Genomic DNA, 14942 nt, shown 5'->3' on the forward strand with positions numbered 1-14942 from the left:
CCGATGCGTAACTGGGCATTCAAGGACGCTACTAACAAATTACCTACTTAAACTACTCGCTATGGGAACGGCCGCGCCGTGAGTAACCTCTTGAATGAGCACTAATGATGCGAACTAGGACTTAACTCCTAGCTCCCTTAAACGCTCTAAAAGATAGCTTGCCTGAGTATAGCGCTCTGAGAGTTTTACCTCTGCTCGCGGGTGCAAGAATAACGGCAGAGATATGCGTGATTGCGTTGCCGCCTCACCAACCGGGTTCACTACTCGATGAGTGGTTGAGGGAAAGTACCCTCCCGAGGCTTCCTGTAGCATATCGCCAATATTAATCACCAAGTAGCCAAACTCGCAGGGTACATCTAGCCACTCATTTTCCTTGGTCAATACCTGCAAGCCAGGTTCATTCGCAGCAGGAAGAATGGTCAATAGATTGATATCTTCGTGTGCAGCAGCGCGGATGGCGTCAGGCTCTTCTTCTCCCGACAGTGGAGGATAGTGCAATACTCGAAGTAGTGTATTTGGCGTATCTTTAATCATATCAGCCAGCGGTTCGAGATACTTATCTGCAACCTCGACCGGCGAGTTATCCTCAACCCAATTAAGCAGTTCCGACGCTAATTCAGACGCCTGCTCATAGTAGGATAGAATTTCATCGCTCAACTCCACCGGTATCCGTCCCCAAGGATAGACATGGTAGTATTCTTTAAGATCTTTTTTTCTCGCGCCCTTGGCGGTTTCAGAGATAACCTTCGAGAAGTAGCCATCTTGTTTCTCGGGGTCGAATTCATACTGAAACTTAGCGTCACTCAAAAAGAAGTCATACCAGCGGTCATAAATTGACTGCACAAGTTGTTTACTAATAGGGTGATTCACTAGGACGCCAAAACCGGTCTCTCTAAGTGATTCAACAAAACGCTGAGGGGCGTCGGCTGCCCGATAGTCAACGACAGGGATCTGCATGGATTTTCCTTAATATGTGGGTATTTTCACTCGCAAAATTTAATGCTGGCTCAAACGTAAATCTGAGCCAGCCAGCTGCCAAATTATAAACCAAATTCCGTAAGTTGGCGGAAATCCGAGCCAATCCTAGCGTAAAATATTTGCTTACAACAGTGAGCTAAATAGCTGCTGTTCCAAGAAAGGCAAATACGCTCCTGTTTCAATTAAGGTTTGGGCGTCAGCGATATCAGGCGCGAAGTAACGATCTTTGTCATAGAACGGCACCACGGCGCGCAATAACGCCTTAGCGGCTTCGATCTCATCACTACTCTTCAAAGGTGCTCGAAAATCTAGACCTTGAGCCACTGACAGCAGCTCCACTGCCAAAATGCCCGCAGTATTGGTGTTCATATCTCTCAGTCTTCGACCTGCGTAGGTCGCCATCGAAACGTGATCCTCTTGATTGGCCGAGGTGGGAAGCGAATCCACCGACGAGGGATGCGCCAAGCTTTTATTTTCACTCGCGAGCGCGGCTGCGGTGACCTGAGCAATCATGAATCCAGAGTTTACGCCACCGTTATCAACCAAAAACGGCGGTAAGCCCGATAAATTTGAATCAATGAGCAATGCCATACGTCGTTCCGAGAGCGCACCAATTTCGGCAATAGCTAGCGCTATATTATCCGCCGCCATCGCTACGGGTTCGGCATGAAAGTTGCCGCCCGAAATAAACTCGTCGTCCTCGGCAAATACGAGTGGGTTATCAGAGACACCATTCGCTTCGACGTGCAAAATTTTGGCCGCATTCTCAAGCTGTTGTAAACAGGCTCCCATCACTTGCGGCTGACAACGCAGCGAATAGGGATCTTGCACCTTTTGACAATCGATGTGAGCATCGCCCAGCTCACTCTCTCCCAGTAGTCGGCGGTAAATGGCCGCCGTAGCAATTTGCGCCTCGTGCCCGCGAGCCAGGTGAATACGTTCGTCAAAGGGTCTCCGCGAGCCCATCGCTGCCTCAACGCACATTGCGCCAGTCACCATCGCCGCGGCGAAATTGTCTTCCGCTCCGAACAAGCCCATTAACGCAAAAGCGGTAGAAGCTTGGGTACCATTCAGGAGTGCAAGCCCCTCTTTTGGAGCAAGACTAATTGGTTCGAGTCCGGCCAGTACCAAGCCATCCTTTGCAGGGAGTCGCTCTCCGTCAACGATTACTTCACCCTCCCCCAATAGCACGATGCTCATATGAGCGAGCGGCGCCAGATCGCCTGAAGCACCTACTGAGCCCTTTTCGGGAATAGCCGGATAGACTTCATGGTTGAGCAATTGGATCAGGGCTTGGATTACCGCTAAGCGAATACCCGAAAATCCGCGTGCCAATGAGTTAATCTTGAGCACCATTAACAGGCGCACAACTTCAGGCGCCATGAGCTCACCCACGCCTGCTGCATGTGAAAGTACAATTGAACGCTGCAGGAGTTCCAAATCCTCTTCCGCAATCGTGGTATTGGCCAACAAACCAAAGCCGGTGTTCACCCCGTAGACCGTTCGCCCTTCAGTGATGACTCGCTGAACGGCTGCGGAAGACGCATTAACTTGCTGATAACAGCTTTCATCTAAGACAAGTTGAACTCGATTCCGCGCAATGAAGCGCAAATCGGCTAATGTGAGCGTTCCGGGAGTAATAGTGAACTTTTCCATCATTTCTGCCCTCTCAGCATCGGTAGATCAAGACCTTGCTCCTGAGCACACGCTTTAGCGATATCATAGCCGGCATCCGCATGCCGCATGACACCGGTTGCCGGATCGTTCCATAGGACGCGGCTAACTCGTTCAGCAGCCTCCTCCGTCCCGTCACAGACAATCACTACCCCTGAATGTTGAGAGTAACCCATGCCTACTCCCCCACCATGGTGTAAGGATACCCATGTGGCACCTGACGCAGTGTTCAAAAGCGCGTTGAGCAGTGGCCAATCCGAGACCGCATCACTGCCATCCATCATCGCCTCCGTCTCGCGGTTAGGACTGGCAACCGAGCCCGAGTCAAGGTGATCTCTGCCGATCACAATGGGGGCGTCAAGCTCACCGGATGCAACCATTTGGTTGAAGGCTCTGGCTAATCGCGCGCGACCCTTTAAGCCCACCCAACATATTCGAGCGGGTAGCCCTTGGAAGTTGATGCGTTCGCGGGCCATATCCAACCAGTTGTGTAGGTGCGGGTCGTCGGGAATCAATTCTTTAACTTTGGCATCCGTTTTATAGATATCTTCTGGATTCCCAGATAGCGCTACCCACCGAAATGGGCCAATACCTTCGCAAAATAGCGGGCGGATATAAGCCGGTACAAAACCGGGGAAATCAAAGGCTGATTCAACGCCCATGTCCTTCGCCATTTGTCGGATATTGTTGCCATAATCCACTACCGCGGAACCAGCACGCTGAAATCCTAGCATCGCTTCTACCTGAATCGCCATTGACTCCTTGGCCGCCAAAACCACCTTAGCCTCATCCTTCAGGCGCAGCTCAGCCGCCTCAACCAAGCTCCAGCCCCTTGGTAAATAGCCATTCAACGGATCGTGTGCAGAAGTTTGATCAGTCACGACATCGGGAATCACGCCTCGCCCAAGCAGACTTGGATAGACATCGGCTGCATTAGCACAGAGCCCAATACTGACAGGTCGACCGTCTAGCTTGGCCTGCTCAAGGCGCTGCAGCGCGTCATCCAGATCCGTAGCTTGCTCATCGAGATATCCTGTGCGTAGTCGGAAGTCGATACGTTCTTGATCCACTTCCACCGCAAGCATTGAGAAGCCTGCCATGGTAGCAGCCAGTGGTTGAGCGCCTCCCATGCCACCTAGGCCACCGGTGAGAATCCATCGGCCTGAGGCAATACCGCTGAAGTGCTGCTTTGCCATCGCCACAAAAGTTTCATAGGTTCCCTGCACAATGCCCTGAGAACCAATATAAATCCACGATCCAGCGGTCATCTGCCCGTACATGGCAAGACCTTTCTTATCGAGTTCATTGAAGTGTTCCCAATTGGCCCAAGCTGGTACAAGGTTCGAATTGGCAATCAGTACTCGCGGTGCATTCGGGTGAGTGGTAAACACACCAACTGGCTTACCGGACTGGATCAACAGCGTCTGCTCATCGGTCAATCGCTGAAGAACCTCAATAATTCGATCATAACTTTCCCAGTCGCGCGCGGCGCGGCCGATGCCCCCATAGACCACGAGCTCCTGCGGTTTCTCCGCCACGTCGGGGTGTAGATTATTCATCAACATTCGCATAGCGGCTTCAGTCTGCCAAGATTGGCAGCTGAGCACGGAACCGGTTGGCGATTTTATTATTCGATTATTATCAATTCGCTTATTCATGATAGATCCTAGCTGTAGTCTAAATCGGCGCTTAATTTGTAGCGCTCTCCGGGGTAAATGAGCTCAGCCAGTGACACTATGCCATTCCGACTAGCTGTGATTCGTTCAATGTTAAGGCAGGCTGTGCCAATGGAAATTTCGAGGTGCTCTGCGGCCGTAGCACTCGCATTCACCGCGCTGATAGTAGAGGAAGCGGATTGTAACGGCGACACCTCACTGAGGTAGGCATTAGGCGTCATTAGTATAAAATCCTGTTCTAGATATTCCGGTACCGCTGAGCACTTCACATAGCGCTGCTCCCATTGAAGCGGGCGGTCATTTTGACAATGGACGATACTGGAGTAGAACACCTTATCACCCGGCGTCAGCTCAAATAAATTCGCGACGTGTGCGCTGGGTTCCCGCTCCTCTAGCATCAGTAGTCGTGCTTGGTAGCGATGCCCTAGGGCAGTAATTTCCTCCGCAATATTCCGTACTGACATGGTAGAACCTGATGCCGCTAAATCTCTGACAAAGGTCCCCTTACCGCGAATTCGTGTCACCACATTGGTCGCTAGCAGCGCCTCAAGGGCCTTGCGCGCAGTCATTCTGCTCACATTAAATTGCTGTGCTAGTTCGTTTTCCGATGGCACTCGATCGTGACTGAGCAATAATCCTTGCTCGATTTGTGTCAGAATATGTTCTTTAATGCGTTGGTAATGCGGTGCCTTCATATTAGAGCTTGATATCGTATTGTTGACTATGGTTGTATATACAACACAATTTTAGTGAGTGCTGTCAAGTTATGTTCTTTGATCTGATAATAAAAAACGCCAATCTTGCGCTGACCGGCAATACCGTTAACTCCGCGGAACTAAACTGCCTTTATGGCGCCTCAGTAGGAATAAAAGACGGAATTATTGAAGCCATTTGGGAGGCCGATAAAGCCCAAGAAGCGAGTAGCTCAAAGGTTATCGATGCCTCGGGTCAATGGCTGCTACCCGGATTTTTAGATTGCCATACCCACTTAGTTTTTGCCGGGAATCGCGCCGACGAATTCGCGCGTCGAGCTCGGGGCGAAAGCTATCAACAAATTGCCGCGTCTGGTGGCGGTATCCTTTCCACCGTCCGCGCTACGCGTGAAGCAAGCGAAGACGAGCTCTTCGAAGTGAGTTTAGTTCGCGCTAAGGCGCTTGTTAGCGGCGGCGTCACCCACCTCGAGATCAAGTCAGGCTATGGTCTGGACTGGGATAACGAGGCTAAGATGCTTCGTGTCGCTCAGCGCATCGGCACAGCCCTTAACATTGAAGTCAGTTGCACCTACCTGGGCGCCCACGCCCTCCCCCCTGAATACAGCACTAACCGCGCCGCCTACGTTGATATAATCTGTAATAATCATCTACCCAAGCTCGCGCAATTGAAGCTCGCCAGCGCGGTAGATATGTTTTGCGAAGGGATTGGTTTTAACGCTTCAGAATGTGAGCGAATTATTTGCGCCGCTCAAGCGCTTGGACTCAAAATTAAAGCACACGCTGAGCAACTTAGTCGCTCCGGTGGCGCAGCACTCATCGCTCAGTACCAGGGCTTGTCCGCGGATCATATTGAGTATTTAAGCCTCCCTGATATTAAAGCAATGGCAAAAAACAACGTAGTAGGCGTGTTGCTTCCGGGTGCTTTCTATACACTTAACGACACTCAAAAACCACCTATCGATGCACTACGTAACGCGGGCGTAACGCTAGCAGTTTCGACTGATTTAAATCCGGGAAGTTCTCCCATCGGCTCGTTGCTATTGGTGGCGAACATGGCGGTCAATCAGTTCCAACTAACTATTGAGGAGGCGCTCTGGGGAATAACACTTCACGCAGCCAAAGCGCTCGGCATTGAAGATAGCCGCGGGAGTATCGCCGTTGGCAAACGCGCTGACGTTTGCCTTTGGCCAATCGAGACCCCGGAACAGCTCATCGTTGAAATCGGCCTTCACGCCCCAACTAAAATATGGAGCGCAGGGAGGGAGATTAATCTATGAGCTTTGAATGGAAAGGACGTATCGACAATGAAGATGGGCCATCAGCCGAGCGTTGGCACCAACGCGTCCAGGCGAGCCATAAGGCTGAATCCCCAACACTTGCGCTACTCGGCTTTCAAACCGATGAGGGCGTAGCGAGAAATAAAGGCCGAGTTGGCGCTAAAAATGGTCCGAACGCCTTACGAGCTGCCGCGGCAAACCTTCCTATCAATCAAGCCCTCAACCTTCGGGACGACGGCGACATCGAGGTTGAAGGTACCGACCTAGAAAGTGCTCAAGTTAAAGTCGCTGAGTGGGTCACTAACAAGCTGACACGTAACGAGTTCCCAATAGTCATGGGCGGTGGCCACGAAATTGCCTATGCGAGCTACCTAGGCTGGCGCCGCTGGGCAAAGCAACAGCGAAGTTTAGGGATTATTAACTTAGACGCGCACTTAGATCTTAGGAAGCCCAATCCTACAGGATCTTCTGGTACACCGTTCTACCAAATTGCCCAATCCATTCAGCAAGATGGCGGGCAGTTTAAGTACTGGGTATTGGGCGTCAGTGAGGTGGCAAATACCGCTGCGCTTTTCCAGCGCGCGGAGGACTTAAACGTGCAGCTTACCTACGACAACCAGCTGAATCTGGGTGAACCACCTGAGTTAGCATCTCAGCTGGTTGACTTTTGCAACGCAGTCGACGACATCTACTTAACGATTGATCTGGATGTCCTGCAAGCAGCATTTATGCCTGCTGTCAGTGCTCCAGCGGCAGGAGGACTAAGCTTGGCAATGGTTGAACGAATTATTTCAACGGTGATGCGCAGTGGTAAAGTTCGACTCGCTGACCTAGCCGAGCTGAACCCTGAATACGATATTGATTCAATTGGTTCGAAAACAGCTGCACGAGTACTTTACCGGATCAGCCGCTACCTGTAAGAAATTCATTGCTGGCGTTCGCCAAGTGCTAGATCCTAATCCTTAATCTAGTTCGAGGCACCCGCCAACATGACTTCATCATTTGAACACCTAGAAGGAGGTGTTTAAAGGGTACACGCCTCAACAGCTTGCTTAGCCGCTTCAGTAATTGCTAACCAGTTACCCGCGCGAATATTTGCATTATCAACCATCCAACTACCACCCACGCAGACCACATTAGGTAGTGCCAAGAAGTCTTTGGCGTTAGCTGGACCAACACCGCCGGTTGGGCAGAATTTAATATCAGCTAAAGGGCCACTCATTGCCTTGAGTAGTCCCACTCCGCCTACCACTGTAGCGGGGAATAGTTTGACAACTTCAAAGCCATATTCCGCCATCTTCATGGCTTCAGAAGGTGTTGCGACACCCGGCACAAAAGGCACCGGACCTTTGCTGACGGCATCCGCCAACGCTGTAGTACAGCCTGGACTGACACCAAATTGCGCACCGGCGGCAACCGCCGCATGCCATTCTGCCTCGGTACGAACACTCCCCACACCAACTACCGCATCGTCAACATTCGCACGGATTGCCTCAATGGCTCCAAGCGCTGCGTCTGAGCGAAGCGTAACTTCTAATACCTTAATACCACCCTCAACAAGGGCTTTGGCGAGCGGCACAGCATCTTCTACGCGCTCAATAACTAATACTGGTAACACCTTTGCTGCCAGTAGCAATGACTTACTATCCATGAATAATCTCTTATTTTGTCCAATAGGCGGTAACGGAATGAGCATCGCGAATTAAGGCTCGGATGGGCATTTCGTTTACCGCACCTACCCCACTTGCTTGCTCAAATACGCTGCGTTTTTCTTGACCTGCCATAAGCAGGAGTCTAACGGGGCAGTTGCTTAAATAGGCATAGCTCACAGTCAAACGTTTTAAGTTCGGACCAGTTACGTCCGATTGCTTAGCCGTCACCGCACACACAGGGGCAGCATTGAGCGAAAGTGCTTCGTCCAGGCCCTCTGCATCGGGAAACCAACTGGCGGTGTGGCCATCGCTACCCATACCAACAATTGCGCAATCGGGAGCACTTAAGTCGCGCCATTCAACAGCCCGCGAGGCTGCAACCTCTGCGAGTTCGCCAGGTTGATAGAGCGACCAAAATTTTGCAGCTTCAGCCTTATCGACCAATAACGCCGCTCGAATCATCGCTTCGTTACTCGCCGCATGATCAAGAGGAACGAAACGATCATCAACCATCACGATATCCACTTTATTCCAAGGTAAAGCCAACTTACTAAGTGCTTGATAGAGCGCTTTAGGAGAGTTACCTCCGGAAACCGCGAAACAAGCTCGTCCGCGCTCCTGAATAGCATCTGTTAACGATTCGCTAATCACCTCAATTAATGCAGCTAACTGCTCGTCAGCCGATGCAAATTCTATAATTGCCATTAAACTAGCCTTCTTCGTTAGTGCCAACGTTGAACCAACGTCGACCATCTGCGGTGAGTAAGCGGTCGGAGGCATCAGGCCCCCAACTTCCCGAGCGATACAGTGACGGCGTGCCCGACGAGCGCCAGTGCTCAATGATAGGATCTACCCAAGTCCAAGCTGCTGTAGCTTCTTCGCGGTGCACAAACAAGCTCGCGTTATTATGCGCTGCATCGAGAATCAAACGTTTATAGGCATCACTATAAACTGCATCGTAAGTGTCCGCTAAGTTCAAATCCAAAGTCACTGGCTTCAAAGTCATATCCAAGCAGTCCAGCTGCTTGGTCATTACGTGCAGTTGAATTTTCTCTTCTGGCTGTAAGCGAATCACTAAACGGTTCGCCCGCGGTTTTTGAGATGAATTTGGGAACACATTGTGAGAAACGTCTTTGTACTGAATAACGATTTCCGCACAACGCTTAGCTAAACGTTTACCGGTGCGAAGATAGAACGGGACTTGCGACCAACGCCAGTTGTCAATAAATGCTCGAACCGCAACAAATGTTTCGGTGGTAGAATTATCATCTAATTCTTCAAGGTAGCCACGAACCATACTCCCATTAACTTGACCCGCTACGTACTGGCCACGAACGGTATGAAGGTCTACATCTTCATCAATGATAGGGCGAAGTGCTTTGAGCACCTTGACCTTCTCAGAACGAATATCGTCTGCATTTAGCGTGTTTGGCGATTCCATTGCTACTAGGCAAAGCAGTTGTAGCAAATGATTCTGCAACATATCTCGCGCCGCTCCGGCGGCATCGTAGAAGTTGGCTCTGCCCTCTACCCCTACTTCCTCGGAGATAGAGATTTGTACATGATCAATTGTCTTGGCATCCCAAAGGTGCTCGAACATTGTATTACCAAAGCGCAGCGCCATCAGATTCTGAACGGGCTCCTTTCCAAGGTAATGATCGATACGGAAAGTTTGGCTCTCATCGAAGTAGAGTGCCATTTTCGAATGTAGTTCGTTAGCCGATGCCGCATCATAACCAAGTGGTTTTTCGACCACTACTCGAGAATTCTCGTGATTGAGCTTGAAGTGATCGAGTTGCTCACAGCAAAGTCCAAAGATGGTAGGAGGAATGGCTAAATAAAACACACGCGCACGAGTAACGTCACTATCCAGCAGCGCTTCAAGGTCAAGCCAGCTATCGTTAGCTTCTGCTATATCAACAACGACCGGCTTCACCAACGTCATAAATTGTTGGGCGGATGACACATCGTATTCATCAGCTTTTAGAAACTCTATTAGCTTGTTAAGGATATGGTCCTTGATTGAGCCAACTTCTTCCTTGGTTCTTAACGTTACAATCAATCGAGATTCAGGGGTAAACATCCCCTCCTTGAAGGCTCGATACATAGCAGGAATCAGCTTGCGGCAACTCAAATCGCCACCGCCGCCGAAAATCACCAAATCAAAGGCTTGCGCCGACATGATTATTCTCCCAAGTTAAAAAATGATCCGCCCTTCTCTGCTTCAGAGACGAGCGATCTAAAACCGCTGAATAATTCTCTACCGTAACCCTGCTGGGCAATCTTTGGTGTTTCTACTTCGCGTTGAAGCCAAGCGTCACCGTCTACCAGCAAACTTCCCTCTACACAATTTAGATGAATCATATCACCATCGCGAATCTTTGCGATATTTCCGCCATCTAATGCTTCTGGTGACATGTGAATAGCAGCAGGCACTTTGCCCGACGCACCCGACATTCGTCCGTCCGTCACCAGGGCGACTTTAAAGCCTCGGTCTTGCAGCACACCAAGGACTGGAGTCAGCTCATGAAGCTCAGGCATTCCCTTCGCCTTAGGGCCTTGAAAGCTCAATACGGCGACAAAATCACATTCGAGTTCCCCAGCTGCAAAGGCATCCTTAAGGGCCTGCTGACTATGAAACACCTTCGCTGGCGCCGAAATCTTTTGTCGCTCTGGTGCCACGGCACTCACTTTAATAACACTTCGGCCTACGTTGCCGGTGAGCAACTGCAGTCCGCCGTTGGGACTAAAAGGCTCAGCAGCCGTACGGATAATATCCTCATCAAGCGATTTACTCAGTGATGTATCCCAGACGACCTTATCGCCTTCAAGCTTAGGGGTAGCACGATAGTGATTTAAGCCAAAGCCAGCCACTGTGTTCACGTCTTCGTGCAACAGGCCAGCATCAAGTAAATTGCCTATCAGTACTGCAGTGCCTCCAGCGGCATGGAAGTGGTTGACGTCTGCCGTACCATTTGGGTAAATCCTACAAAGCAGTGGTACCACCTCAGACAGCTTCGCAAAGTCGTCCCAAAGTAGCTTAACGCCCGCTGCCGCGGCCATGGCCATTAGATGTAAGGTGTGATTCGTGGAACCACCACTAGCGAGCAATGCCACAATAGCGTTCACAAACGCTTTTTCATCTGCTAACTCACCCATCGCTGGGGCAGTCTCAAATGCCGCGGTCACTGCAGCGCGAGATAAGGCATCGCGCAAACCACCTGAAGGCGGAACAAATGAACTACCAGGCAACTGGAGCCCCATGACTTCAAGGACCATCTGATTCGAATTCGCAGTGCCGTAGAAAGTACAGGTACCGGCGCTATGGTACGAAGCTGACTCTGCTGCTAATAGCGCGTCTCTGTCGGCTTTACCCTCGGCGAATAATTGTCGAACTCGGACCTTCTCACTATTACTCAAACCCGTAGACATTGGACCTGCGGGGACGAACACTGCAGGCAAATGGCCAAAGCGCAAGGCGCCTATGACCAATCCCGGCACAATCTTGTCACATACACCTAAATAGAGACCAGCATCAAACACGTCATGAGACATCGCAACCGCTGCCGACATGGCAATCAAATCACGAGAGAATAGCGATAACTCCATGCCACCTCGACCCTGTGTAACGCCATCACACATTGCCGGAACACCACCAGCTACTTGAGCACTACCGCCTAATTCGCGAGCCTGCGCCTTTAGCTGATCTGGATAATGTTGGTAGGGCTGATGGGCAGACAGCATGTCATTGTAGGCGGTAACAATACCAACGTTCTTAGCTCTACCCACTGCAAGCAAGTCTTTATCAGTTTGGTCACAGGCAGCCATGGCATGCGCTAAGTTTCCACAACTCAAATGTTTACGTGGTGGTTCTGCTGAGCGAGCGGCCGTCATGTCAGCCAGGTAGCGCGCTCGGCTAACTTTGGATCGTTCAACAATTGTTTGAGTCACTTCAATCAGCGACGCATTAAGGGGGATAGCATTAAGCATGGTATAGCGGCCTCTTGTAATACGGTAGGGCTTCTTTAAATACGCAGCGCCATCTTCTAGGCGGTGGTGCTCCACACATCACATCCACCTAAAAGACAGCGCTGTCAGTGGTTACTCTGACAGTAAATGACAGCGCTGTCAAACGTTTCTAAATACATTCCCAAACTCGCTCTGCTGATTTACCACTAAAGCCCAGCTCCATCATGACGTCAGCGCACTCGATAACTCTCGTCTATGCTTCGTTGGACATCTCGATCACTACGACACAAATCATTAGCCTTAAAGGGCCGAGTAGATTAAAGTGCGGCTGAATTTTATCCTTCGTCATTTAAGGTCTCGAAGGTATTACAAGGACAAATAAGGGAAGACAAATGACCGACAGCCACCGCGAAATCAGCTTTTCAGATCTTTGCCACGCCCAGTTGACGCTGCAAGGTCATGAACAGGCAACAAGCATCCAATCACGTGCTTTTGCTAACGATGGTGACAAGGTCTTTCTCCTCGCTCCAACTGGCGAAGGTAAGACCTTAGCCGCTGTCATTCGCTACTTTCACCAGCTCGAAGCTGGACGCGCTTTTCAATGTCTAGTGCTGTTGCCTACCCGTGAACTCGCGCAGCAGTGGTTCGATGTGATTCAAACTGTCATTGGAGATTCGCCGCTCTCCGCCTATGCACTCATTGGCGGTGAAGACTACAAAGCTCAGGCTATTGCATTGGAGCGTGGCGCAGATATTCTCGTAGCGACTGTTGGCCGACTCGAAACCCACCTAGAAAGTCAACCTAGGCTCCTCGATCAAGTAGATTTTTTGATTATTGATGAAGCCGATCAGCAACTTGGCCCTGATAAAATTCAGGAAATGGTTGGATTGTATCAAAAGCTCCCAGCAATTCCGAAGCATGTCAGCCTCCTTTCGGCAACAATGCACCGAAATACACTCAAATTATGCGAACAGCATTTAGGCTTTCGTCCGACAGTCATAAAGAGTGACCACGTTGATAGAGCGGCACTTCAACTGCTGATTACACCCGCCGATGATCGAGCTCATAAATTGCGCTTATTAGTAGCTTGGTTGCAGCGAAATCAAGACGGTAAGCAGGTGGTCTTCTGCAGCAGGCAGGAGCAGGCTCAAACGCTTGAGGGCAAGTTGAAATATCACGGCATCAATGCGGCAGCACTTCATGGCGCCCTCACACCGAAAGGCCGACGGGTCGTCATTGAGAATTTTCGCAACAGCGAAAGCGCCGTGCTCGTCACCACCGATCTTTCGGCTCGCGGTCTTGATATTGAAAAGGTGAACGCAGTCGTCAACGTCGACAGTCCTAAACAGTTCGACAATTTTTGCCATCGTATTGGTCGCGGCGGACGCGACGGCGGAGCAAACACCGTGGTCAACTTCGTGATTGCCGCAGAATGGAACCGTGTCGTCGGGTTTGCTCGCCGTTTAGAACTCCCTATTCAATCATGGTTACCTCAAGAGTTGGCGGGACTTTATCGTGGCCCTAAGAAACTTAAGGCCTCGGGCAAAGCTGCGGGCAGCAAAAAGAAGAAATCAAGCGCCAAAGCCAGCGGAAAAAAAAGCAAAAAGCTAAAATCCAAGCGTAAGTAATTGCCTCGTCAGCCCAGAGGAGGCAAACTAGGTCTAAAACACTAAAGAGACCTTTCATGAACGCCGTTATTCTTGCAGTTCTTCTCATGCTCGGCTTAAGCATTAGCCGAGTCCCAGTGGTTGCCGCAATTGTTGTCTCCGCCATTGCAGCGGGACTATCGTCCGGCATGGACCTTCAAACTACCATCAATTCCTTCGAAGCGGGTATTGGTGCCGGTGCAAGTACCGCGTTAAGTTATGCTATGCTCGGCGCTTTCGCCGCGGCGATGGCTCAGTCTGGCATACCACAGTTCATCGCAACAAAATTCCTCGGTGCCTCCGCCGATGCAGGAAAGTGGATGTTGTTCCTGGCCTTAGGTCTAGCGGCCATCATGTCTCAGAACGTTATTCCTATTCATATTGCCTTTATTCCCCTAGTGGTCCCAGCTCTGCTGGGCATGATGACCAAACTGCATATAGATCGCCGCGCAATTGCCTGCGTTATCAGCTTCGGTTTAGTGACCACCTACATGATTCTTCCCGTGGGCTTTGGCGGCATTTACATTCATGAAATTTTGCTCGCCAACATTGAACTCGCGGGCTTAGCTGTTGAGGGTGTGAATATCTTTGAAGCTATGTGGCTACCCGCTCTGGGGATGTGTTTAGGGCTTCTCTTCGCGTTACTTGTTAGCTATCGAGACCCGCGTAGCTACCAACACAGTGAAGAACATCATAGCAACACCCACTCTGAGCAAATCAACTTAAAGCCTTTGTTAGTTGGTGCGGTGGCGGTGGTATTAGCTTTCGCGGTTCAGTTATTCACCAATTCAATGATTATTGGCGCGCTCTCTGGCTTTGCAATATTCTCGCTCAGTGGAGTCCTGCAATGGCGCTCGGTTGACGATACCTTCATTCAAGGGATGCGTTTAATGGCTAACATCGGCTTTATCATGATTGCGGCGGCTGGATTTGCCAACGTCATTCAAGACACCGGTGAAGTCACCACGCTCGTCAACGCCACCGCAAGCTTCGTTGGCGGCAGTGCCGCGCTGGGCGCCTTGCTTATGCTGGTAGTTGGTTTATTTGTAACCATGGGCATTGGTAGTTCTTTTTCAACCGTTCCTATTATCGCCACCCTGTTCGTCCCGCTATCCCTGCAGTTAGGACTATCACCGCTGGCAATCGTTGCGCTAGTTGGCACGGCAGGCGCTCTCGGCGATGCTGGTTCACCGGCCTCAGACACCACACTGGGACCCACCGCTGGGCTTAACGTTGACGGTCAGCACGATCATATCCGCGACACCGTCATCCCAACCTTTTTACACTACAATATTCCGTTACTGGTATTTGGTTGGTTGGCAGCAATGGTCTTGAGTTCCTGACAATAGCGCTAAAA

General features: G+C 50.5%; 12 protein-coding genes. 4 read left to right on the plus strand and 8 right to left on the minus strand.

The window, feature by feature from the left end; all coding sequences use genetic code 11:
• Positions 1 to 114: 114 nt before the first annotated feature.
• From DFR27_RS06605 to hutC, 4 genes are all read right to left on the minus strand, one after another.
• Positions 115 to 957 carry an isopenicillin N synthase family dioxygenase gene (locus DFR27_RS06605; protein WP_121876672.1) on the minus strand — a complete coding sequence of 281 codons (843 nt, stop codon included), beginning with the start codon at positions 955 to 957 and terminating at the stop codon, positions 115 to 117.
• A gap of 144 nt (positions 958 to 1101) precedes the next feature.
• Positions 1102 to 2637, minus strand: a complete 1536-nt coding sequence (gene hutH, locus DFR27_RS06610) for a histidine ammonia-lyase (protein WP_245962621.1) — start codon at positions 2635 to 2637, stop codon at positions 1102 to 1104.
• Positions 2634 to 4310: a urocanate hydratase gene (gene hutU / locus DFR27_RS06615; protein ID WP_121876673.1), complete on the minus strand. Its 1677-nt coding sequence runs from the start codon at positions 4308 to 4310 to the stop codon at positions 2634 to 2636. Before hutU ends, hutH begins: the two co-directional genes overlap by 4 nt.
• Positions 4311 to 4318: 8 nt before the next feature.
• Positions 4319 to 5023 carry a histidine utilization transcriptional repressor HutC gene (gene hutC, locus DFR27_RS06620; protein ID WP_121876674.1) on the minus strand — a complete coding sequence of 235 codons (705 nt, stop codon included), beginning with the start codon at positions 5021 to 5023 and terminating at the stop codon, positions 4319 to 4321.
• 71 nt (positions 5024 to 5094) lie between these two features.
• Between hutC and hutI the strand changes: the two genes are divergently transcribed.
• Both hutI and hutG read left to right on the plus strand, forming a co-directional pair.
• Complete coding sequence (gene hutI, locus DFR27_RS06625) at positions 5095 to 6318, plus strand: imidazolonepropionase (RefSeq protein WP_121876675.1); 1224 nt, start codon at positions 5095 to 5097, stop codon at positions 6316 to 6318.
• On the plus strand, positions 6315 to 7238 hold the full coding sequence (hutG, locus tag DFR27_RS06630; protein ID WP_121876676.1) for a formimidoylglutamase: 924 nt from the start codon (positions 6315 to 6317) through the stop codon (positions 7236 to 7238). Before hutI ends, hutG begins: the two co-directional genes overlap by 4 nt.
• Before the next feature lie 104 nt (positions 7239 to 7342).
• Here the strand turns inward: hutG and eda are convergent, their stop codons facing one another.
• From eda to edd, 4 genes are read right to left on the minus strand one after another with little or no spacing between them, the layout of a single operon-like run.
• Positions 7343 to 7969 carry a bifunctional 4-hydroxy-2-oxoglutarate aldolase/2-dehydro-3-deoxy-phosphogluconate aldolase gene (gene eda / locus DFR27_RS06635; RefSeq protein ID WP_121876677.1) on the minus strand — a complete coding sequence of 209 codons (627 nt, stop codon included), beginning with the start codon at positions 7967 to 7969 and terminating at the stop codon, positions 7343 to 7345.
• Positions 7970 to 7979: 10 nt separating this feature from the next.
• Complete coding sequence (gene pgl / locus DFR27_RS06640) at positions 7980 to 8675, minus strand: 6-phosphogluconolactonase (protein ID WP_170150805.1); 696 nt, start codon at positions 8673 to 8675, stop codon at positions 7980 to 7982.
• A gap of 4 nt (positions 8676 to 8679) precedes the next feature.
• Complete coding sequence (gene zwf, locus DFR27_RS06645) at positions 8680 to 10152, minus strand: glucose-6-phosphate dehydrogenase (protein ID WP_121876679.1); 1473 nt, start codon at positions 10150 to 10152, stop codon at positions 8680 to 8682.
• A 2-nt stretch (positions 10153 to 10154) separates the two neighbouring features.
• Entirely contained in the window at positions 10155 to 11960 is a 1806-nt protein-coding gene (gene edd, locus DFR27_RS06650) for a phosphogluconate dehydratase (RefSeq protein ID WP_211327600.1), read from the minus strand.
• Positions 11961 to 12331: 371 nt separating this feature from the next.
• Between edd and DFR27_RS06655 the strand changes: the two genes are divergently transcribed.
• Both DFR27_RS06655 and DFR27_RS06660 read left to right on the plus strand, forming a co-directional pair.
• Positions 12332 to 13567, plus strand: a complete 1236-nt coding sequence (locus tag DFR27_RS06655) for a DEAD/DEAH box helicase (RefSeq protein WP_121876680.1) — start codon at positions 12332 to 12334, stop codon at positions 13565 to 13567.
• A 56-nt stretch (positions 13568 to 13623) separates the two neighbouring features.
• The gene (locus tag DFR27_RS06660; protein WP_121876681.1) at positions 13624 to 14928 is read left to right on the plus strand and encodes a Na+/H+ antiporter family protein; all 1305 of its coding nucleotides are present in this window, start codon (positions 13624 to 13626) and stop codon (positions 14926 to 14928) included.
• The last annotated feature ends 14 nt before the right edge of the window (positions 14929 to 14942 follow it).

The organism is Umboniibacter marinipuniceus (genome assembly GCF_003688415.1).
Taxonomy (GTDB): Bacteria; Pseudomonadota; Gammaproteobacteria; order Pseudomonadales; family DSM-25080; genus Umboniibacter; species Umboniibacter marinipuniceus.

Coding starts and splice junctions, on each gene's coding strand:
- hutC (WP_121876674.1), bottom strand. CDS start 5,023: ATGAAGGCACCGCATTACCAACGCATTAAAGAACATATTCTGACACAA.
- hutG (WP_121876676.1), top strand. CDS start 6,315: ATGAGCTTTGAATGGAAAGGACGTATCGACAATGAAGATGGGCCATCA.
- DFR27_RS06660 (WP_121876681.1), top strand. CDS start 13,624: ATGAACGCCGTTATTCTTGCAGTTCTTCTCATGCTCGGCTTAAGCATT.
- DFR27_RS06605 (WP_121876672.1), bottom strand. CDS start 957: ATGCAGATCCCTGTCGTTGACTATCGGGCAGCCGACGCCCCTCAGCGT.
- pgl (WP_170150805.1), bottom strand. CDS start 8,675: ATGGCAATTATAGAATTTGCATCGGCTGACGAGCAGTTAGCTGCATTA.
- eda (WP_121876677.1), bottom strand. CDS start 7,969: ATGGATAGTAAGTCATTGCTACTGGCAGCAAAGGTGTTACCAGTATTA.
- hutI (WP_121876675.1), top strand. CDS start 5,095: ATGTTCTTTGATCTGATAATAAAAAACGCCAATCTTGCGCTGACCGGC.
- zwf (WP_121876679.1), bottom strand. CDS start 10,152: ATGTCGGCGCAAGCCTTTGATTTGGTGATTTTCGGCGGCGGTGGCGAT.
- hutH (WP_245962621.1), bottom strand. CDS start 2,637: ATGATGGAAAAGTTCACTATTACTCCCGGAACGCTCACATTAGCCGAT.
- edd (WP_211327600.1), bottom strand. CDS start 11,960: ATGCTTAATGCTATCCCCCTTAATGCGTCGCTGATTGAAGTGACTCAA.
- hutU (WP_121876673.1), bottom strand. CDS start 4,310: ATGAATAAGCGAATTGATAATAATCGAATAATAAAATCGCCAACCGGT.
- DFR27_RS06655 (WP_121876680.1), top strand. CDS start 12,332: ATGACCGACAGCCACCGCGAAATCAGCTTTTCAGATCTTTGCCACGCC.